General features: G+C 61.0%; 16 protein-coding genes. 6 read left to right on the top strand and 10 right to left on the bottom strand.

Annotated elements, in window-relative coordinates; all coding sequences use genetic code 11:
• Positions 1-28: 28 nt before the first annotated feature.
• On the top strand, positions 29-493 hold the full coding sequence (locus ACFPN2_RS20885; RefSeq protein WP_380600021.1) for a nitrate reductase associated protein: 465 nt from the start codon (positions 29-31) through the stop codon (positions 491-493).
• 1 nt (position 494) lies between these two features.
• Here ACFPN2_RS20885 and ACFPN2_RS20880 read toward each other — a convergent pair whose 3' ends face one another.
• The 7 genes from ACFPN2_RS20880 to ACFPN2_RS20850 form a co-directional block, all read right to left on the bottom strand.
• The gene (locus ACFPN2_RS20880; protein WP_380600019.1) at positions 495-704 is read right to left on the bottom strand and encodes a formate dehydrogenase subunit delta; all 210 of its coding nucleotides are present in this window, start codon (positions 702-704) and stop codon (positions 495-497) included.
• Positions 705-709: 5 nt separating this feature from the next.
• On the bottom strand, positions 710-1,540 hold the full coding sequence (fdhD, locus tag ACFPN2_RS20875; RefSeq protein ID WP_380600017.1) for a formate dehydrogenase accessory sulfurtransferase FdhD: 831 nt from the start codon (positions 1,538-1,540) through the stop codon (positions 710-712).
• On the bottom strand, positions 1,533-4,415 hold the full coding sequence (fdhF, locus tag ACFPN2_RS20870; RefSeq protein ID WP_380600015.1) for a formate dehydrogenase subunit alpha: 2,883 nt from the start codon (positions 4,413-4,415) through the stop codon (positions 1,533-1,535). The genes fdhD and fdhF overlap by 8 nt, the downstream gene beginning before the upstream one ends.
• A gap of 15 nt (positions 4,416-4,430) precedes the next feature.
• Positions 4,431-5,972: a formate dehydrogenase beta subunit gene (locus tag ACFPN2_RS20865; RefSeq protein ID WP_380600013.1), complete on the bottom strand. Its 1,542-nt coding sequence runs from the start codon at positions 5,970-5,972 to the stop codon at positions 4,431-4,433.
• Positions 5,969-6,460, bottom strand: a complete 492-nt coding sequence (locus ACFPN2_RS20860; protein ID WP_380600011.1) for a formate dehydrogenase subunit gamma — start codon at positions 6,458-6,460, stop codon at positions 5,969-5,971. Before ACFPN2_RS20860 ends, ACFPN2_RS20865 begins: the two co-directional genes overlap by 4 nt.
• A 140-nt stretch (positions 6,461-6,600) precedes the next feature.
• Positions 6,601-6,882, bottom strand: a complete 282-nt coding sequence (locus ACFPN2_RS20855; protein ID WP_380600009.1) for a hypothetical protein — start codon at positions 6,880-6,882, stop codon at positions 6,601-6,603.
• A gap of 87 nt (positions 6,883-6,969) precedes the next feature.
• The gene (locus ACFPN2_RS20850; protein ID WP_380600007.1) at positions 6,970-7,791 is read right to left on the bottom strand and encodes a class I SAM-dependent methyltransferase; all 822 of its coding nucleotides are present in this window, start codon (positions 7,789-7,791) and stop codon (positions 6,970-6,972) included.
• A gap of 187 nt (positions 7,792-7,978) precedes the next feature.
• On the opposite strand from ACFPN2_RS20850, the gene ACFPN2_RS20845 reads away from it, so the two are divergent.
• Positions 7,979-8,647, top strand: coding sequence for a PEP-CTERM sorting domain-containing protein (locus tag ACFPN2_RS20845; protein ID WP_380600005.1), 669 nt, complete (start codon positions 7,979-7,981; stop codon positions 8,645-8,647).
• Between the two features lie 24 nt (positions 8,648-8,671).
• Here the strand turns inward: ACFPN2_RS20845 and ACFPN2_RS20840 are convergent, their stop codons facing one another.
• Positions 8,672-10,126, bottom strand: a complete 1,455-nt coding sequence (locus ACFPN2_RS20840; RefSeq protein ID WP_380600003.1) for a Gfo/Idh/MocA family protein — start codon at positions 10,124-10,126, stop codon at positions 8,672-8,674.
• A gap of 345 nt (positions 10,127-10,471) precedes the next feature.
• Between ACFPN2_RS20840 and ACFPN2_RS20835 the strand changes: the two genes are divergently transcribed.
• The 4 genes from ACFPN2_RS20835 to ACFPN2_RS20820 all read left to right on the top strand — a co-directional run bounded on the left by ACFPN2_RS20835 (position 10,472) and on the right by ACFPN2_RS20820 (position 19,017).
• On the top strand, positions 10,472-13,540 hold the full coding sequence (locus ACFPN2_RS20835; protein WP_380600001.1) for a TonB-dependent receptor domain-containing protein: 3,069 nt from the start codon (positions 10,472-10,474) through the stop codon (positions 13,538-13,540).
• A 58-nt stretch (positions 13,541-13,598) separates the two neighbouring features.
• Positions 13,599-17,360, top strand: coding sequence for a family 43 glycosylhydrolase (locus ACFPN2_RS20830; protein WP_380599999.1), 3,762 nt, complete (start codon positions 13,599-13,601; stop codon positions 17,358-17,360).
• A gap of 107 nt (positions 17,361-17,467) precedes the next feature.
• Positions 17,468-17,719, top strand: coding sequence for a helix-turn-helix domain-containing protein (locus ACFPN2_RS20825; RefSeq protein WP_380599997.1), 252 nt, complete (start codon positions 17,468-17,470; stop codon positions 17,717-17,719).
• Positions 17,719-19,017 (top strand): type II toxin-antitoxin system HipA family toxin, encoded by a 1,299-nt coding sequence (locus tag ACFPN2_RS20820; protein WP_380599996.1) that lies wholly within the window; start codon positions 17,719-17,721, stop codon positions 19,015-19,017. The genes ACFPN2_RS20825 and ACFPN2_RS20820 overlap by 1 nt, the downstream gene beginning before the upstream one ends.
• A gap of 4 nt (positions 19,018-19,021) precedes the next feature.
• Here ACFPN2_RS20820 and ACFPN2_RS20815 read toward each other — a convergent pair whose 3' ends face one another.
• Together ACFPN2_RS20815 and ACFPN2_RS20810 are read right to left on the bottom strand one after the other, a co-directional pair.
• Positions 19,022-21,070, bottom strand: coding sequence for a right-handed parallel beta-helix repeat-containing protein (locus ACFPN2_RS20815; protein WP_380599994.1), 2,049 nt, complete (start codon positions 21,068-21,070; stop codon positions 19,022-19,024).
• 20 nt (positions 21,071-21,090) lie between these two features.
• Complete coding sequence (locus tag ACFPN2_RS20810; RefSeq protein WP_380599992.1) at positions 21,091-21,861, bottom strand: enoyl-CoA hydratase/isomerase family protein; 771 nt, start codon at positions 21,859-21,861, stop codon at positions 21,091-21,093.
• Between the last annotated feature and the right edge of the window lie 8 nt (positions 21,862-21,869).

Here is a 21,869-nt window from a genome sequence, read left to right as displayed (position 1 = left end):
GGTTTTTTAGCGGGTGTAGAATGCCGGCATGAACACGACCTCGACCATCTTCCAGTTCGAGAAGGATTTTGCCGGCGCGTTGTACTGCATTCCCATGGCCGTGCGACGCAAGCTGGATCTGTGCGGCGTCAAAGTGTCGCTGAAACAATGGAATCATTTCTCGCTCGACGAGCGGGAACAGCTGGTTGCGCAGGACTGCGATACGCCGAATGAAATCGACGACTACGGCCGCTATGTCATGGGCGTGATCGAAACCCGGACCAGCGCGCCGGCGCAGTTGCTGGAAAGAGACGATGGCGCGGAATGGAATGACACGAACAGCGTGCCTCAGCGCGTCGTGGATTACTCGATTGAGCGCGATGTCACGCCGCCGACACCGGCGCAGTGGGCCGCATTGAGCCCGCTACAACGTTTCTCGATATTCAAACTAACGCGCCCGGGCCACAGCAACGAGAACTTCGAGCCCGCCATGCGCGAGTTCGGTTTGATCTAGATCAAGCCTTGGCGGCTGTTTCCTCGGCCAGCCGCTGGATCGCGATTCGCACCGGACCTTCGAGCTCGTCGCCGCCCGTTTCCTTGTAGTACGCGACGATCCGCGAGCGCATCCGGGGATCCCAGTATCGATGGATGTGCTGATGAATACTCGCGGCCGCGACCTTCTTGTCTTCCTCGTTGGCGAAGAAGGCACCGATGTCGTTGGCCATGCGAACTAAGTAGTCGATGTGCATAAGAGTCGCGAAGGATGAGCGTAGACCACGTGTTGATGCTCACGTGCGAAGCCGACCAACGTCAGCCCCGCGGACTCCGCCATGCGAATGGCGAACGCCGTGGGAGCCGACACCGCGGCGAGCAACGTGCCGCCGACCGTGACCGCCTTCTGAACCATTTCATAACTCGCGCGGCTGGTCACCACGAAGTATCCATATTTGAAATCGCCACCGGCCCGGACCACCGCGCCAATGACCTTATCCAATGCGTTATGACGACCGACATCTTCACGCACCAGCTTGATGCCCGACTCCGGCATCACCCAGGCCGCCGCGTGAACGCTGCCCGTCCGTAGATTGATCTCCTGACGCTCGCGCAGATTTCTCAGCGCGTCGTGCAGCGAATCCACATCGACATTCACACCGCCCTGCACCGGCGCTGGCTGGCGAATCGCATCTTCCACCGTCTGCGCGCCACACAGACCACAGCCCGTACGACCGGTCATGTTTCTCTGACGCCGCAGCAGATCGGAGAGCCTGGACGCAGTAATGCCAATGCGCACTTCCAGATTCCCGTCTTCACGAATCGCCGACTCGACCGAGACGATCTCACTGGGCGAGCCGACGATGCTCTCGCTCAACGTGAACCCGACCGCGAGATCTTCCAGATTCGCCGGCGTCGCGAGCATCACGACATGCGGCACGCCGTTGAACACCAGCGACACCGGCAATTCTTCGGCGACCTGATCGGCAACGCGCTCGACATCGCCATCGCGCCAGCGATGGACCGTGACTTCGCGGCTCGTTGCCGGCGCGGCGCGGACGTCAGACATGCACACCAGCACCGCGCCGAATGCGCGTGTTTCGCTCGGTCAGCTCGCGATACCGCTTCTGCCACTCCGACGGCTGATTGACCTTCACGACCTGCACTGCCGTCACTTTGTACTCGGGACAGTTCGTCGCCCAATCCGAGTTGTCGGTGGTCACGACGTTCGCGCCGGACTCGGGGAAGTGGAACGTCGTATAGACGACGCCCGGCTGCACCCGATCCGTCACCTGCGCACGCAACACCGTCTCGCCGGCTCGGCTCGCAATGCCAACCCAGTCGCCTTCGAGAATGCCGCGCACGTCGGCATCGTGCGGATGAATCTCCAACCGATCCTCGTCGTGCCACACCACGTTGTGAGTCCGACGCGTCTGCGCGCCCACGTTGTATTGTGTGAGGATGCGACCGGTCGTCAGCAGCAGCGGGAAGCGACTCGTCGTCTTCTCGCGCGTCGGGACATAGTCCGTCACAAAGAACTTGCCCTTGCCGCGCACGAATTGCCCGATGTGCATCGTCGGCGTGCCGTCGGGCGCCGCTTCGTTACACGGCCACTGGATGCTGCCGAGCTTATCGAGCTTCTCGTAACTCACACCGGTGAAGGTCGGCGTGAGCGCGGCGATCTCATCCATGATCTGCGACGGATGCGTGTAGCTCATCGGATAGCCGAGCGCATTCGAGAAACGCACCGTGGCTTCCCAATCTTCCAAGCCACCGAGCGGCTGCATGACCTTACGCACGCGACCGATGCGACGCTCGGCGTTCGTGAACGTGCCGTTCTTCTCCAGGAACGACGAGCCCGGGAAGAACACATGCGCGAACTTGGCGGTCTCGTTCAAGAACAGATCCTGCACGACGACGCATTCCATCGCGCTCAACGCCGCGGTCACGTGAGTCGTGTTCGGATCGGACTGCGCGATGTCCTCACCCTGGACATAGACAGCGCGGAAGCTGCCATCGAGCGCCGCTTCGAACATATTGGGAATGCGCAGACCCGGCTCGGACTGCAGCTGCACGCCCCACTCCGACTCGAACGTCGCGCGAACCGCGTCGTCGGACACATGGCGATAACCGCTGAACTCGTGCGGGAACGAGCCCATGTCGCACGAGCCCTGCACGTTGTTCTGACCGCGCAGCGGATTCACACCGACACCGATGCGGCCCAAGTTGCCCGTGGCCATAGCGAGATTCGCGATGGCCATGACCATCGTCGTGCCCTGGCTGTGTTCCGTGACACCGAGGCCGTAGTAGATCGCGCCATTCGCGGCCGATCCATACAACTTGGCGGCGGCACGCACGGCCATGGCCGGCACACCCGTGACCGCTTCCATCGCCTCGGGCGAATTCTTCGGATCGCTGACGAACGCCTTCCATTTCTCCCAGGACTGCGTTTCGCAACGATCGGTGATGTACTCACCGTGCGCCAGGCCCTCGGTCACGATGACATGCGCAATCGAATTCATCAGCGCGACGTTCGTACCCGGCCGCAACTGCAAGTGATAGTCCGCTTCGATGTGAGGCGTCCGGACCAGCTTGATCTGACGAGGATCGACGACGATGAGCTTCGCACCCTGACGCAGCCGGCGCTTCATTTGAGAAGCGAACACCGGATGACCTTCGGTGGGATTGGCGCCGATCAGCATGATCACGTCGGCATGCATCACCGAGTCGAATTCCTGCGTACCCGCCGACTCGCCGATCGTATTCTTCAGACCGTAGCCCGTGGGCGAATGGCACACACGCGCGCATGTATCGACGTTGTTGTTGCCGAACGCCGCACGCACCAGCTTCTGAACCAGGAAGGTTTCCTCGTTGGTGCAGCGGGAGGAAGTGATTCCGCCCACCGAGTCCCGACCATACTGCGCCTGGATCCGCTTGAACTCGGCAGCCGCATAGTTGATCGCCTCGTCCCAGCTCACTTCGCGCCACGGATCGGTGATCTTGCTTCGGATCATCGGCTTGGTGATGCGATCGGCGTGTGTGGCATAGCCGTAGGCAAAGCGCCCTTTCACGCAAGCATGACCGTGATTCGCATGACCGTCTCGATACGGCACCATGCGGATGACCTGCTCGCCCTTCATCTCGGCCTTGAAGGTACAGCCGACACCGCAGTAGGCGCACGTGGTGGCCACCGCACTCTCGGCCCGGCCGAGCGAGAGAACAGATTTTTCAGTGAGCGCTGTTGTCGGGCACGCCTCGACACAAGCGCCGCAGGACACACATTCGGAGTCCAGGAACGACTCGGACTGACTCGCCGACACCTTGGAATCGAAGCCGCGGCCTTCGATGGTCAATGCAAACGTTCCCTGAACCTCATCGCAAGCTCGCACACAGCGGGAGCAGACGATGCAGGCGTCTTGATTGAAGACAAAGTAAGGATTGCTGTCGTCCTTCACCGAGTGCTGATGAGTGCGACCGGCCGGAATCCCATCGACGCCTGGCAATGCGTAGCGCGACTCGCTCACCCCCGCGGCCGCCGCCATTTCATGCAGCTCGCAGCGGTTATTGCTGGAACAGCACTCCGCCTCGGATGGATGATCGGAGAGATACAGCTCGAGCACATTGCCGCGCAGCTGACCGAGCTTCTCGCTCTGCGTGCGGATCTTCATGCCCTCGGCGACGGTCGTCGTGCACGACGCCGGATAACCTTTACGGCCTTCGATCTCCACCAGGCACAGGCGGCACGAGCCGAACGCCTTGAGCGAACTGGTCGCACACAGCTTGGGAATTTGATTCCCGAGCTGCGAGGCCGCTCGCATGATCGAGGTGCCATCGGGCACGGTGACGGTGAAGCCGTCGATCTCGACGGTCACTTGCTTGAGTGCTCCATCGACGGGCTCCGGCACGGCCGGTGTGCCTGGATCGATGTAATCGAGTGCGTGCATGGCTACTAACTCCGGCTACTGCACAGTCTTGCGAAAATCTTCAGGAAAATATTTGAGCGCGCTTTGCACCGGGAACGGCGTCATTCCGCCCAGGCCACACAGGGATCCGTGCAGCATCGTGTCGCACAGTTCCTCGACCAGCTGCAAGTTGCGCTCGCGATCGACGTTGGCGAGCACGCGATCCATCAGCTCCACTCCGCGGGTCGAGCCGATACGGCACGGCGTGCATTTACCGCACGATTCCTTCGCACAGAACTCCATCGCGTAGCGTGCCATGCCAGCCATATCGACCGTGTCATCGAACACCACGACGCCACCATGACCCAGCAACGCGCCGATCGCGCTGAGCGCTTCATAGTCGATGGCCGTATCGAACTGCGACGCTGGAATGTAAGCGCCCAACGGACCACCCACCTGCACGGCACGGATCTCGCGCCCCGAGGCGGAGCCGACGCCGTAGTCATAAATCAGTTCGCGAAGTGTGAGACCGAACGCTCGCTCGAACAAACCGCCGTGCTTGACGTTGCCCGCGAGCTGCAACGGAATCGTGCCGCGCGATTTACCGGTGCCGAAATCTTTGTAGAAGTCCGCACCCTTCGCGAGAATCACCGGCACCGAGGCGAGCGAGATCACGTTGTTCACAATCGTGGGCCGGCCAAACAAGCCTTTGATCGCCGGCAACGGCGGACGGACCCGAACTTCGCCCCGCTTGCCTTCCAGGCTTTCGAGCATGGACGTCTCTTCGCCGCAAATGTAGGCGCCCGCGCCCAATCGCACGTCGAGCTCGAACTGCTTGCCGCTGCCGAGAATATTGCTACCCAGATAGCCACTCGCGCGAGCTGCGGCGATGGCCTCGATCAAGGCGCGATGTGCATGCGGATATTCGGCTCGTAGATAGATATAGCCCTGAGTCGCGCCGACCGCGATGCCCGCGATCGTCATGCCTTCGATGAGCATGAGCGGGTCGCCTTCCATCAGCATCCGATCCGCAAACGTGCCCGAGTCGCCTTCGTCGGCATTGCACGTTACATATTTTTGCTGAGGCGGCTGATCGAGCACCGTCTTCCACTTGATGCCGGTCGGAAACGCCGCGCCACCGCGGCCGCGAAGGCCGGACTGAGTCACGGCGTCGACGATTTCTCCTGGCGACAGGGTGAGCGCGCGTTTCAGCCCTGCATAGCCCCCGTGAGCAACATAGTCATCGACAGAAACCGGATCGATGATGCCGACGCGCGCGAACGTCAGACGCTGCTGACTCTTCAGCTCCTTGATCTCTTCAGTGAGCCCGAGGTGTAGCGGATGCGCCTTGCCATCGAGAAAGCCCGCATCGAACAGGCCCGGCACATCCTGGACCGTGACCGGCCCATACGCATGACGACCTTCGGCGGTGGCCACTTCGATCAGTGGCTCGAGCCAGAACAGGCCCCGCGAGCCGTTGCGGATCAGTTGCACTCGCAAACCGCGGCGCTGAGCTTCGCGATCGATGGCGGCAGCGACTCGACCCGCACCCAACGACAGCGCGGTTGCATCCCGCGGTACATAGACTTTGATATTCATGACAGCGGCGCGATCAAAGCGTCAAAGGTCTCCGGCGTCACGCGACCGTGCAACTCGCCGTCGATCATCACAGCCGGACTGCAAGCGCAGTTGCCCAGGCAATACACCGGCTCGAGAGTGTAACGACCATCCGCAGTCGTGCCATGCATCTCGACACCCAGCTTGCGTTGAGCATGCTCGGTCAGCTTCTCACAATGCATGGAGCGGCAAGCTTCCGCCTGACATACCTGGATGACATGACGCCCGATCGGCGCCTGCCGGAAGTGATGATAAAAAGTGACCACGCCGTGCACGTCGGCGCGCGACAGATTCAACACTTCGGCGATCAGCGGGATCGCGGCCGGCGGCACATAACCGAGCCGGTCCTGAACGTCATGCAAAATCTGTAACAGCGGCCCGGGCCGCCCTTGATGAGCCGCCAATGCGGCCTCGACCTGTTCGCGGGTCAGGTCATCCAGCGGATCGCGCAAAGCCCGATCTGCACTCATATATATCACCCCCACCAGCCTGCAGAGAGTGTGACACCGAAGTGCAGAATCGACCACCGCAGCCGCGTCATTTCGACCGTGCGGTCTGGCTGGATTTTGGAGATCGGACGTATTTTTATCGATATCGGGCCATTCGTCGCCTACTGCAGCTGATCCCGAACCGAGTCGCGCCGGACCAGCTTGTTGAAGCGGCCCTCGTCCTGATACAGGAACGCCAGCTCGTTGGCGTCGAAAGATTCGAAAAACTCATCCCACGAGATTTTTTCGAGCGTCTGCTGGCCGGAGAAGCCGGTAAAATCAATACGCAGAATACCGGGATCCTGCTTACCACCGGTGCTCTTCACATGCGCGGGACAGCCGCCATGCTTCTCAACCCAGTGGCGAATGGTGTCGTGGTCGGTGGTGGCCTTAGCGGATGACATGGCGGCGCTCCTACGAAAACACTGCGTTGCCCCGGTAACGCATCGCGAGCGAGTCAGATCCCGGACTGGCGGAAAAATCTCGCGCCGCTAGCGGCTGCCCTTGCTCGCCAGCACGCCGTCGCCGTGCAGCCGGGTCTTCAAGCCGCTGCGCTTCAGTCGAGTCGCGACTTCGTTGGGCACATCGCGACCGGTCGTGAGCTTGTTGGGCGTGCCGGTGTAATGAAACATTCGTCCGCCTCGCCTCAACACTCGCGCGAGCTGATCGTAGAACTCCTGGGAGTACAACTCGCCGGCGATACCGAAGCGCGGCGGGTCGTGGAGAATCGCATCGACGGATGCATCCGGTAACTCGGCGATCTTCTCCGAGACATCGCCTTGAGTGAGACTGAGCGCGCCACCCACCGGTGGCGACCAGGGATTGAGACTGCGCAACCAGATCACATCCGGATTTTTTTCGAATGAAATAATTTGCGCCGCTGCATCCGCCAGACACCACACCGCGAAGTAACCCAAACCGCCGCACGTATCGAGGATGGTTTTCCCGCGCGGCTCGATCAAGGCGACCTTGGCTTGCGCATCCTGATACGGCGAAATCTTCTCGCTCACCAGCATCTTGATGCCGTCGATCTCGAACGTCGGCGGACCCCAGTCCGTCGGCACCAACTTGATGAGCGACGAACCGAAACGCGACACCGGTGCGAACTCGCCGTCTCGCCAGTAATAAACAGTGCGCTCCTTGCACTTCTCCAGATACGGATAGCGCTGCCCCTGCCACGTCCAGCCGGATTGTTCGAGCGTCACGCTCGTCGTCGTGCGATCCAGATCGAGAGAGCACGTCAACTCGGCGGCGCCGGCACGCAACGCTTTCTGAAACTGCTCGTGAACTTTCAAAGTCAGCAACGGTGTCATGCACGCAATGATACCGAGCCTGCCCGTTTTACGGACGCGTCAGCGCAAAGTGCAGGTAAATTTCCTGCTGTCACGAATCACGACAGTAGCGCTCGGCGACAGCACGCGTACACTGCAGCTGTGCTCCGCGATTTCACTTATGATTGCGAGCAGACCTCCTAAAGTGAGTTGACGACAGGGAGACCGGATGATGCGCAAGGCGAGTCTCTGGGCAGCGTGCGTGGGCTTGATGTGGTCGGCGACCTCATCGGCCGTTCCCGTTTACTACACGTACGGATATTTTGGCGACGGTCGCAGTTACGAAAACGGCGACGACCCCACCTTTCGGTTCACGATGGAATATGACGTGGACCAGCAGGCCACTTACCTGAACGGCAGCGGCGTGCTGGTCACGCAACAGGATCAGGGCCTGCACACCAACCCGAGCGACCCCTGGTTCGGTCACTATCAGCTCGATTATTTCCACGCGCGCCTGGCCGGCACGAGCGAAGAGCTCGCCTCGGATCTGTCGCTGCCGAACGAAAGCACCAGCTTCCGTCAGTTTCTCGGCCCCGATCCGACCCAGCCGTTTTATGAAGACGTGGTTCGCTGGGAGTCCGGCGATTATTTCATTCAGCTGGTGCGCACTTCGATCATCGATGCGCCCATCGGCCACGCCTTCTCGTTCATCGCCGACATCGGCCTGGGGCAGAACATGATTTGCCTGGGCACCTGCGGCGAAAACCTGCGCCTGGTCGGGGTCTCCTCGACCAATAACATTCCCGAGCCTGGGACAGTCGGACTGCTCGTGGTGGGCGCGGCTGTCGCATTCGGCGCGAAGCGTCGGCGTTCGGCGACAAAGAGCGCTCGCGCTTAACGCGAGCGCCCTCGCCATTTCCAACTAGGGCATCTTCACTCGCATCGGCATCGGCAACGATGCCGTGCGACTCGGCATCGGCGCCCGATCCGGCGGCGTCAGCCCCGTCACCAGCTCATCGATCCGCACCGGCTGACCGGTCTTGAAACATTGATTGGCCGCGATGCCGATCAGAATCGAGTAAGCCCCGCCGCGCTGATCCGATGCACGCTTGTATTTGTCCGCCGGCGCATCGCCGAAAATTTCCGTCAACATCACATCGTCGCCGCCGCCATGACCGCCCGTGCCGGTCCAGGGCTCGATGTCGCGCGGCTCGCCTCGCAACGGAATGATCCGCGTCGTCACGCCATCGTCTTTGATCTTCCCCTGCGTCTCATCGGCCCCCGCGACACCCGCCTGCTCGACGATGGAATGTTCCAGACGCCCCTTCGTGCCATTGAACGCGATGTGATACCCCTCCCACGCATTGAACGCATTGAGCGAGTAACTGAGGGTCGTGCCCGTGTCGTAACGAACCGCGACATTCATCGTGTCCTCGATGCTGATCTCCGGTCGCCACACGCACTGATCGCGGAAGTAACCGTCGTGCTGTTCGTTGTCGAGATACAGCGCCTTCAAGCCGGCATCGGCCGCGAGATCGAAATAGAAAGTACAGGCGTTTTGTTCGGGGCAGGTCCGGCAGCGCTCGTGATGACTCTTCAGCCCCATGCGCTTGGCCATGGTCGGCGTATAGAACTCCCGCTTACCGATCGCGGTGACCGTCTCCGGCTGCGCGCCCAGCCACCAGTTCACCAGATCGAAATGGTGCGTGGCCTTGTGAATCATCAGGCCGCCGGAGATGGCTTTGTTACTGTGCCAGCGACGGAAATAGTCGGCGCCGTGCACCGTGTTCAACAACCAGTGAAAGTCCACCGACAGCACATCGCCGATGTCACCGTTCATCAGCATGTCTTTCACCTGGGTGCGCGGCGGTGAATATCGATAGTTGAACGTGACCCGTACGCTGCGGCCGTTGCGCTTGCAGGCATCGAGAATGGATTGCGCTTTCTCGGCCGTCGTCGTCATCGGCTTTTCGGTAATGACATCGCAACCGGCGTCCAGCGCACGGATGATGTACTCGTTATGAGTGGCGTCGGGCGACGTGACGATCACCGTCTGCGGCTTGGTTTCGCGAATCATGCGATCGAAATCGGCCGCGCTGTACGCCTTTGGCTTGCCCGCCCCGGTCGCGGCGATGGTCTTGACGGCGAGCGCCGCCCGGCCCGCATTGTTATCGCTCACTCCAACGAGTTCGTTGGAGTCGCGAAATTTACCCGTGATCGCGGTCGTGTACATGCGTGAGCGCGAGCCCACTCCGACCACGGCAAAGCGCTTTCTGGGTGCGGACGCATAGGCAGTGCTCGCCAATCCCAGTGCCACGGCACCTGCGGACTTGAGCACAGCGCGCCGATCGAGGCCGCCGGAATCTTGATCGTTCATGCATGAAACCCCTGGAAAATAAGTATTTTGTCGCGACCCACGGCGTCCTCGCCGACGCCGGGGCAGACGCTGTCGCAGAGATATTTGTCTGCTTTATGCGCCTGCTCGAATCGATCGTCGCCGGCCGCGGTCGAGGAGCGACTCGCATGATCGGCCTCTAGCCAACTTCGATCAACTATGATAATTCTCGCTCATTGCCAGTCACGACGGCAAGAAATGTTAGCGGTATCGCTGGAAGGGAGAGCTAAAGAACGGTCGGCATGAGCCGGTCCATCAAAACGATTCAAAACCGCTCACGCCGCTTGGCGTGAGGGCAACAACAAATTCTTCATAGGGGGCTATGAAATGATCGGGAGTGGCAAACATCGCCGGCGAGCGGCTGCGCTCGGCTTCGGTGTGGTATTCGCAGGTTCTACTTTTGGCGTGGCGGCGCTGGCACAGGACACGCAGCACGCGGAAGTGGAAGAAGTATTGGTGACGGGCTCGAGAATCGCGCGCGAGGGCATCGACACCTCGACGCCGGTGAGCGTCATCAGTACGGAAGAAATAAAACTGTCGGGCGCACCCAACGTTGAAAAGATCCTGAGCGACGCGCCTCAATTCGTGGCCTCCACCAACGGCGGCGCGACGGCAAACACAGTGCCCGGCGGCACTGCTGACGTGAATCTTCGCGGCTTCGGCGCATCCCGCAATCTGGTCCTGGTCAATGGACGGCGGTTTGCAATCTACGGCCCGGAACAAGTCACCGACCTCAACACCATTCCGACGGCGCTGATCGCGCGCACTGAAGTCGTCACTGGCGGTTCCTCCGCCGTGTATGGCTCCGACGCGATCACCGGCGTCGTGAACTTCATCATGCGCGATGACTTCGAAGGCGTCGAAGCGACGGCGCAAACCAGTTACGACAGCCCGACCACCACGCCGACTTACAACATCGATCTCACAGTCGGCGGTAACTTCGCCGAGGGTCGCGGTAACGCGGTCGTATCGGTGAATTATCTGAATCGCGGCTCCATCACTCGTGGCGAGCGCGGCGAATGGGCGTACGACTCCTTGTCCGATGGCTGCGTGACACCGGCGTCTTTCAGCCGTGATCATGCTGGCGTTCCTGTGTCCGTGCCTTCGGGCTCGACCTGTCGTGCCGCTGGTGGCGTGCCCGGCCTCATCGCCGGCGGCAGCGGCGATATTCCGAACGGCCGTTTCACTGGCGTTCCCATCGCGGGCTCGGCCACATCGAATCCAGGCTTGAATGCGGCACTGGCCGCGGCCGGCCTGACCGGCATGGGCTCGCGTGGCTTTACGTTCAACGACGACGGCACCTCGGTGCGCCCTGCCCTCACGCCGCAGGACGACTTCAATCTCGGTCCCGACAACTATCTGCAAGTGCCTCAAGAGCGCTGGATGGTGAACGCGTTCAGTCATTACGACTTCACCGACAAAGCGACCGGCTATCTGGAGTTCCACTTCAGTAACAACCGCGTCGATCAGCAACTGGCGCCGACCAACATCAGCGGCCCGTTCCTGTTCAACGTCAACAATCCCTACCTCGCCAACCTTCCAGGGATGAACGAGGTGCTGCGTCAACTGGACCTCGCCGAAACGGGCCCGACCACCGTGACCACCGGCTCCAGCTCGCGCGTCAACAATCCGAACGACGGCTTCGCCGTGATCAACGTCGGCCGCCGCCTGGTTGAAGTGGGACTGCGCGAGAACGTTTCGGATCGCAACGTCTGGCGCATGGCGCTGGGCATGCGGGGCGACATCGGCGATGTTTCGGACCACTTCCTCCGTAATCTCGCCTACGATGTTTATTACACCTTCGCGCGCACCGAAGAAACGAGCCGTCAATCTGGCAACGTTTCTCGCAGCCGCTTCGCGACGGCGCTGCTCTCGAACGGCGGCGCGGCACCAGTGCTCAACATCTTCGGCCAGAACATTTCGGATGCCGGCGTGGATGCGATCGCCATCGGCGCGACCAACTCGACCGAAGCTGAGTTGCAAGTCGCAGCCGCCACGCTGTCCGGCCAGATCGTCGATTTGCCGGCCGGTCCGTTGGCGTTCTCGCTCGGTGCCGAGTGGCGCTATGCGTCGTCAAAGTTTGTGCCGGATGAGTTCCTGCGCTCGGGCGACGTGGTGGGCTTCAACCCCGGCCTGCCCACCGAAGGCGATGTCACTGCTAAAGAAGTGTTCGGCGAATTGCGCGTTCCGATCCTCAGTGGCTTGCCGTTCATCGACACCCTCGCCGCTAACGGCGGCTTCCGTCAGTCCGACTACGATCTGGAAGGCGTGGGCAAGGTGTGGACGTATCTGTATGGTCTCGACTGGCGCTTGAATGAAGACGTCGCGTTCCGCGGTCAATTCCAGCACGCCATTCGCGCACCGAACGTCGCAGACTTGTACGGCGGCCTGCGCCAGAGCGTCGAACCGGCAACCGATCCCTGCTCCGACAAACAGCCGGCTTCCGGCCGAACCGATGCCGTGCGCGCACTGTGTGTCGCGAGCGGCGTGCCAGCGGCGTCGGTGTTCACGGCGGGCGTGCAGCCGAACACCATCATCCCCGCATTGTTTGGTGGTAATCCGAACGTTGGCGAAGAAGAGTCCGACACGCGCACCTTCGGCGTGGTCATCACACCTCGCATATTGCCGAAACTGGCCGTGACGTTGGACTACTTCGACATCACGCTCGACGGCGCGATCGCGCAACTCGGTGGCGGCCTCAACAACACGTTGAACCTCTGCTACAACATCATTCAGAACGCCAACAGCGAGTTCTGCCAGGCCGTCAATCGCAACCCGGTGACGGGCGAGATCAGCATTCCGTACTACGCCGAGATCCGCCAGGCAAACACCGGCGGATTGGAGACCAACGGCTATGACTTCTCCGCGCGCTATGGATTCGATTTCGGCTTCGGCCTGTTCGGCAACGGCAGCACGTTGAACATCAGCACGGCCTGGACCAAGACGAACGAATTCACCTCGACGCCGGTGCAGGCGTTCCCGAACGTGAAGAATCGTTGCGTCGGCTCTTACGGCACCACCTGCGGCGAGCCCATTCCCGAATACAAGGGCGTGACCCGCTTCACCTGGAGCACCGGCCCGCTCAGCCTGAGTCTGCGGCATCGATACATCGACGATGTGACGGTCGATCGTTATCTGCTGCCGCTGCGCTCGGGTGCGACGCCGCCTGCTTACGCCGATCTGGTGAATCCGCGCCTCAAGTCGCAGAACTACCTCGACTTCTCGTTCTCATATAACTGGGGCGACAAGGTGGAATTCTTCGGCGGCGTAAACAATCTCGCCGACGACGATCCGCCGGTGGTCGGCAGCGCGCAGATTCGAGCCAACACCTGGCCCGCGACCTACGATTACAACGGTCGCACCATGTTCGTTGGAATGACGGTCCGCACGTTATGATCGAAGCGTGGCGGCGTGACAGTCACCCCCATGCTGTCACGCCGTCACAGGGATCCTCATGAAGTCGATAGCTCTCGCGCTGACTGGAGCGCTCATTCTAGCGACGGCGCTCGTCACTCCGACGAGCGTCGCGGCGGCCGATGCCCCGCCTGTCTATCGCAATCCGGTCCTGCATTCGGACTACTCCGATCCAGACGTCATCCGCGTCGACGACAGCTACTACATGGTGGCGTCGTCGTTTCATTTCTCGCCGGGCCTGCCGGTGCTGAAATCCAAGGACCTGGTGCACTGGACGCTGATCGGTCACGTGCTGCCCCGACTGAGCTTCGATCCCAACTACGATCTGCCCGGGCCGGTGGAATTCGACGACACCGCCGAGCGCATTCCTTTCAATACCAAGATGGGCCATCGCTACGCCGCCGGTGTGTGGGCACCGTCTATCCGTTTTCACGAGGGGCGCTTCTATGTGTATTTCGCAACGCCCACCGAAGGCGTGTTCATGGCCAGCGCTGCACGAGCCGAGGGACCGTGGAGCGCGCCCGTCAAAGTCATCGATGAGCCCAACCTCGAAGATCCGTGCCCGCTGTGGGACGACGACGGTAACGCCTATCTGGTTCATTCGCGCGTCGGCGCGGGCCCGCTGATCCTGCGACGAATGACCGCCGACGGCACCAAGGTGCTCGATGCCGGCAAGGTGATCGTCGAAGACAAAGTGCGATTGCCCATTCTCGAAGGACCGAAGCTGCTCAAACGCGACGATTACTACTACATCTTCGCGCCGTACGGCGGCGTTGGCGAAGGTCCGCAGGCGGTGCTTCGCTCGAAGAACATCTACGGGCCTTACGACATTCGCACCGTGCTCTCCAAAGGAACGACGCACGTGCAGGCGCCCCATCAGGGCGGCTACGTCGAGACACCTTCGGGCGAAGGCTGGTTCTTGCATTTCAACAGCACCGGCGCGTACGGACGCATCGTTCATATGCAGCCGGTGCGCTGGGAAGACGGTTGGCCGGTGATGGGCGACAACGGTCAGCCCGTGATGTCACATCGCGTACCTCACGTCGGCGGCACATTCGATCCCGTGCAGATCCAGACGTCCGATGAGTTCTCCGACCCGAAGCTCGGCGTGCAATGGGAATGGAATCACAATCCTTCCGATGCACATTGGAGCTTGAAGGAGCGCCGTGGTCATTTGCGATTGAAGGCCATGCCCGCGACGAACTTCGTCAGTGCGCGCAATACGTTGACCCAGGTGCTGCATGGTCGATCGTCTCAGATCACTGCGCGCATGCTGATCGGCGAGATGCGTGACGGCCAGAAAGCCGGGCTCGCCATGTTCGGCAAGCGTCCCAGTTGGATCGGGCTGACGCAGCAGGCTGGCAAGCGCCATCTCACCTTCTCTTACGCAGGTACGGACACGCTCGGCGATGCGCTCACCGCCGACTCTCTGCTCCTCCGCGTGAACGTCGACGATGAGTTCGCCCGCTACTCGTACAGCACCGATGAGGGCAAGACGTTCAAGCCCTTTGGCACGCGCGCGAAGCTGATGTTCAGCTGGTGGAAAGGCGCGCGGCCTGCGCTGTTTACTTTTACATCGAATCTGGCCGGCGGCGGCATCGCGGATTTCGATTGGGTACACGCCGAGGACACGAGCATCGATCGGAAAGCGCTCGTCACTCGACACAATCCCACACTGACGAGCATCGACCCCTCCTCGCCCTTGATGGTCGGCAACGGCAATATCGCTTTCACCGCCGATATCACGGGGCTGCAGACGTTCGACAAGCAGTACTCGCCGTTGGCGCCGCTGATGACTCAGGCACAGTGGGCGTGGCACAGCTTTCCCAATCCGAAGCAGTATAAATATGAGGACAGCCTCAAGGCCGTCGACGTTCGCGGTCAGCCTCAGCAGTATCCCTGGCTACACGACTGGTCGGAGGCGAAGCGGCCCGAGATTCAGTGGCTGCGGGAGAATCCCCATCGTTTTTCGCTCGGGCGCGTGTCTCTGCGTCTGCTTTCAAAGGACGGCAAGCCCGCGACGTTCGCCGATTTGAAGGCGACACGACAGACCCTCGATTTGTGGAGCGGCACGTTGCGCAGTCACTTCGAGTTCGAAGGCCAGCCGGTCGAGATCGAGACGAGCGTCCATCCTCGGCTCGACCTGCTTCAGGTGAGTATCCAGGCACCGACCCTCAACGCTTCGCAGCTTGCGGTGGATTTGAAGTTTCCAGGCGTCGCAGCTCAGCTCAATCCTAATCCGGCCGATTGGGAGCATCCGGAGCGTCATGTCACTGAGATCGTCGGGAAGACCGCACGCGGGATCTCACTGCAACGCCGGCTCGATGACACTCGCTACTTTGTCGAAGCCGCGAGCGATGAGGACGTGTCGTTCGATTCCGTCGGCCCGCATACGATTCGAATTCAACCCAAGGGCGATGTCTTCCGCTTCAGCGTGCTGTTCTCTTCCGAGCGGCCTTCGCAACCGCTCCCGTCGGCATCAGCGACGCACGACGCGGTGACGGCGCACTGGGATTCCTATTGGAACAACGGCGGCGTGATCGACTTCGCCGGCAGCACCGACCCGCGCGCCAGTGAGCTCGAGCGACGCGTCGTGCTCTCTCAGTACTTGATGGCGTTGAACGCCGCCGGAACCGTGCCGCCTCAAGAGGAAGGCCTGTTCTCCAACAGCTGGAACGGCAAGTTCCACTTGGAAATGCATCCTTGGCATGCTGCGCACTTCGCGCAATGGGGGCGCACTGAGCTGCTCGAGCGCAGCATGCCTTGGTACCAACAACATTTGCCGCAAGCGAAGGCGCGAGCCGCCTCTCATGGCTTGAGCGGTGCGTGGTGGCCGAAGATGGTTGGACCCGAGGGTCGCGAAAGCCCGAGCACCATCACGCCGTTCTTGATGTGGCAGCAGCCGCATCCGATCTTTCTGGCGGAGCTGATCTATCGCGACCGACCGAGCCCGCTCACCTTGGCGCAGTATCGAGAGCTCGTGTTTGAGACGGCCGATCTGCTGGCGTCCTTTGCTCATTACGATGAGCAGACCGATCGCTACGTGCTCGGCCCGCCGCTGATTCCGGCGCAGGAAGTGTTTCCGCCGCTGACGACGTTCAATCCCACGTTCGAGCTGGAATATTTTCGTTTCGGCCTGGCCACCGCCCAGAGCTGGCGCGAACGACTGAAGATGCCGCGTAAGCCTGAGTGGGATCGCGTGCTACAGAAGCTCTCGCCGCTACCCCAACGAGACGGCGTGTATCTCGCTGTCGAATCGTTTCCTCAGCAGTGGGAACAGGCTCGCGGTGCCCCTTGCTCCAACGGACACACGGCCGATGAATGTTGGAATCGCGACCATCCTTCCTTTGTTGGTGCGCTGGGCTTGCTGCCGGGCTTGAGTGTCGACAAGGAGACCATGCGTCGGACGTTGCGCGCGGTGGAATCGCATTGGGATCTACGCCAGACGTGGGGCTGGGACTTTCCGTTACTCGCCATGACGGCGGCTCGCTTGCACGAGCCGGACAAGGGGGTCGACTTCCTGCTTTCTGGGTCTCGAAACTTCCAGTTCGGTGTAAGCGGCATGACACCGCGCGTGCATCTCAACGAACATGCAGCGGACCTCGTGCCCACCTCCACGGGTGGCGCGAGCGCCGATGCTGGCTACCGCCGCCTCGCGGAGACATACTTTCCCTCCAACGGCGGCTTGTTACTTGCCGTCGGATTGATGGCGGCCGGGTGGGAGGGCGATCTCACTTACCTGCCCGGCTTCCCGAAGGAAGGCTGGCACGTGCGTGCGGAGGGACTGCGGCCACTGCCTTAGGGAAGCCGCCGTCCGCCTATACGCTAATGCGTATATCTTGATTCTATACGCTGCAGCGTATAATCTGACTTTATACGCTTTAGCGTATGTCAGCGACCATTGCCATCATGAACCGTAAAGCTCGCAGTCCCGACCAGATCGCCGCAATCGTTCGTCAGCAAAGGCGCGACCGCGGCCTGTCACAAGCGCAGCTCGGCGAGCTGATCGGAAGGAGGCAGGCGACCATTTCCAAGCTGGAAAAGGGCGACGCGGGGATCCAGCTCGGCACTCTGTTCGACGTGCTCGCGGCGCTCGACCTGGAGCTATTGGTCGCACTTCGCTCTACCGGAACCCGGAACAGCATCGAAGACGTGTTCTGATGGCTCGCGTGCGCCTGAACGTTTTTCTGAATGCGCGCCTCGTCGGGCAGCTGAGCAAGGAGACGTCGGGCGCCAGCGATTTCCGATACGACAAATCCTGGCTGCGATGGGAACACACATTTCCTATTTCGTTGTCGCTCCCTCTGCGCACGGACAACTATGGCGGTGAAACGGTCAACGCCGTCTTCGACAATCTGATTCCCGACAGCATGGACATTCGCCGCCGGATCGCCGAGCGCGTCGGCGCGCACAGCGCAGACGCATTCGATCTGTTGTCCGCCATCGGTCGGGACTGCGTCGGTGCCCTGCAGTTCCTTCAGGAAGACCAAGAGCCCGCACCTGCCGGCACAGTCGACGGTGAACGTATCACGCCGCTGCGCATCGCAAAACTGCTGACAGATCTCGGTAGTACGCCGTTGGGCCTCTCGACAGATGATACCTTCCGGATCTCCATCGCGGGCGCCCAGGAGAAGACCGCGCTGCTTCGTTGGAACAATCGGTGGCACCTGCCCCGTGGCAGCACGGCCACCACGCACATCATCAAACCGCAGATCGGAGTCTTGAAGAACGGACTCGACCTGTCGCGCAGCGTCGAGAATGAATACCTTTGCATGCAGCTCGCCGCCGCTGCGGATTTGCCGGCGGCGAAAACCGCGATCGCCGATTTCGCCGGACAGCGTGCGTTGGTCGTCGAGCGTTTCGACCGTCAGTGGACCAAGGACGATCGCTTGTTGCGATTACCGCAAGAGGACTTGTGCCAAGCACTGTCTGTGCCGCCGACGCGAAAGTATCAAAGCGAGGGAGGGCCGGGCATCCATCGAATTCTCCAGCTCCTCAAATCGAGCGATCGGCCGGGCGAGGATCAACTCCTGTTTCTCAAAGCACAGATCTTCTTCTGGCTATTGGGAGCGACTGACGGGCATGCCAAGAATTTCAGTATCTTTCTCTATCCAGGCGGCGGCTTCCGGCTGACACCGCTGTACGACATCTTGTCGCTGCAGCCGAACTATGCCGCGCAGCAGGTCAAGCGCAACCGGATGAAACTGGCCATGTCGGTCGGCGACAGCCGTCACTATGTCCTGCACACGATTCAACCCCGCCACTTCATTCAATCAGCCGCGCAAGCCGGCGTTTCCAGGCGCATCGTGGAGCGCGCCATGGACGAGCTGCAGGAACGAGTGCCGGTCGCCATGGCGGAGGTCGCGGCAAAACTCCCGAGCGATTTTCCCAGATCGCTCCGCAAGTCCATATTCTCAGGCATCGAAGAACGCCTGAAGACCATGGCCGCGCGCTCCTAGAAAGTCATCGCGCATCGCCGTAGGCGACAGCGCCTGCTTCCTTCTGAATCCCGGCGTTCTCCATCACACGGCGTGCTTCAGCGGGCCACTTGCCGCCTTTGATCAGCTGATTCCCTTCCATCAAGTTGTTGTTATACGCATCCCACAGCCCGCCGACCTTACCTTCGGTGTGCCAGTTGCCGACAGCCTTGTTGTCCGTCGACGTTCGCAGCGGCTGATAACTACCGACCGTGTTGATGTTCAACCAGGTCCCCGCCCCGTCGACGACGTTGTTACGTATCGTGATGTACCTCGACCCCTCGTCGAGATACAGCGCAATCCGATCCGGAATGTTGTAGACGTAATTCTCGGCGATGAACGTATCCGGGCTGGCGGACAAGTTATAGATCGCCCCGCCGTCATGGAAGCGTGTCTTGATGTTGTACAAGCGGTTGTAGGCCACCATCACGCGCCGATGCAACGTCGGTGTGTCATAGATGAGATTGTCGGGATGATCGTAGTGACCGCGCTCAGCGATGCGATACACCGCGTTACCGCCGACATCATTGATGCCCCAACCCCACCCGATATCGATGCCGTCGTAAGGCGCATCGGAAATGTCGTTGTGAAGGATGATGGCGCTATCGACATAGGTGCTCAGGATGGCGCTGTTGTCCATGTACACCTGACTCACCGTCTTGATGCGATTGTTGGCGATCACGACGTTTCGATTCGCCATGCGCGGATTGGACGGATGATGCGCATCGCGGCTGATGCCGCCCGCCAGGATCGCGCCACCGGCGAGATCGTTGAATACGCTCCGCTTCACTTCGATGCTGCGCGCTCCAAGACCGACGCCGGTCGCGTGGGCGTTGTCGTTGTTGCCAATGCCCAGGCCGATCTGCCCAAGGTGCGCGAATACGACTTGATCGAACACGATGCGCTCGGCGGCCGAGACCTGCACGGCTGCGGGAATCTGCGACCAATCGTTGCGGCGAGTCTCGAAGGCGCGGCAACCCCACACACAGCTCTTGAACGCATCCTTCGGACGCCCCGGCGTCACGCCGGTGAGATACGCGCCGCTCTGCTGATCGGCATAGCCTTCGGGAGAGGACGGTCCCATCCAGCTGGTGTAAGAGAACCGAATGCCTTTGAACGTGAGATCTCGAACCGGCCGCTCGTAGCTGCCGCCGATGGCGACGAGATACGGCAATCGAGGCAACTCAACTGTCATCTGCTCCGGCGTCACGCCCGCCGCGGGCCGATAGTAGAGCTTGCCGCCCTCCGGATCGACATAGAACTGATTCGGCTGAGTCAGAAACGCCAGCGAGTTGTTGAGATAAAGATGCGCTGACTCGGATCCCACCGGCGCGTTGAGCGTGTCATAGCCCCAAGTGTTGTTGTCCCACGCCGGCTGCTGCATGAGGAGCTTTCGACCGGCGATGCTCTTCACTGGCGAGAGACGATTCGTGAAGTAACCCGTCGCCTGCACTTCGATACGATGCTGAGTCGGCAGGCTCGCGAGATAGTCGTACTTCGGGTCGTTGATCGTCATCCCTTCGGCATCGAATTCGATCGCCGAGCGCGGAATCTCGATGGACGCGGGCTTGGCCAATCGATTGTTCACCCACAACTGCCGCGTATCCGTGCCGGCCGGCACGTCGGCGACGTAGATCTGGCGAGCGGCGTCGGAGATTTTCCAGCCGGTCACCGGAAGCGAGCCGGCGATCACCGGCGAGGCGTTCGGTGCCGACTGCCAGGTGACGTTGTTGCCATCCTGGCCGCCATCGGCCGGGGTGAAATGCAATGGATCGGCGATTCGATAGATGCCGTCGGCGAGCAACACGACGACGTTTGCATTGGAGTTGACCGAGCGAACGGCTTGCTGAGCCCGGGCCAGCGTTTTGAACGGGCGAGTCGCGGAGCCATCGGCGCTATCATCGCCCTGAGGAGAGACCGTGAACGTGACAGTCTCGACGTTGCGTTGATTGTCGGGCACGAAGGCGCTGAAGCCCACGACGGGCCAAACACACAAAGCCAAGGCCGTGCCGCGAGCCATCCCGAGCAAAGTCATACTTATCCCCCGAAACAAACTCAGCGCCGCTGAAACACCGGCGCACGCTTCTCTTTAAACGCCGCCCGGCCCTCCGCAGCATCCGCGGTGGCGAAACAAATGGTCTGCAAGTCGCGCTCGTATTCCATTGCCTTCTCGAGCGGCATCGAACACGCCGCACGCAGATTCAACTTGGCCGTCTCGGCCGCGATGGGCGCGCGAGAAGCAATGGTCTCGGCAATTGCGCGGGCGCGTGGCATTAATTCTTCTTGCTCGACCAACTCGCTGATCAGGCCCCACGACAACGCCTTCTCGGCATCGATGGGATCGCCGGTCATCAGCATCAGCGCCGTGTTTGACAAACCGATGCTCTTGGAAAGAAACGCCGCCATGCCGCCGCCGCCGATCCAACCCAGCTTGATCTCCGGCGCCGCGAAGCGCGCGTTCTTCGATGCGATGCGAATGTCACAAGACAATGCGGTCTCGAGACCACCGCCGAAGGCGTAGCCATTCACGGCCGCGATGCTCGGCTTCAACAAACGATGAATGGCATCGCAGTAGTCCGCACGGTTGCGGAAATCCCAGGGCGTCGCGTAGGTATCGAGCTCCGCGATGTCGGAGCCCGCGCAAAAGGATTTCGGCCCGGCGCCCGTCACGATGACGCAACGGATCTGATCGTTACGATTGCACTCCTCCGCCGCGGCCACGATGGCCTTGGACATCTCCGGCGTGGCGGCGTTGAGCTTCTCGGGTCGATTCAGCGTGATCGTGGCGACGTGACCTTGCACGTCGAACAGAACCTTGTCGGTCATGATCATGT

The sequence above is a fragment of the Steroidobacter flavus genome (assembly GCF_042651805.1).
Taxonomy (GTDB): domain Bacteria; phylum Pseudomonadota; class Gammaproteobacteria; order Steroidobacterales; family Steroidobacteraceae; genus Steroidobacter; species Steroidobacter flavus.
The sequence above is the reverse complement of the archived record's forward strand: the minus strand, read 5'-3'. Positions and strand labels throughout refer to the sequence as shown.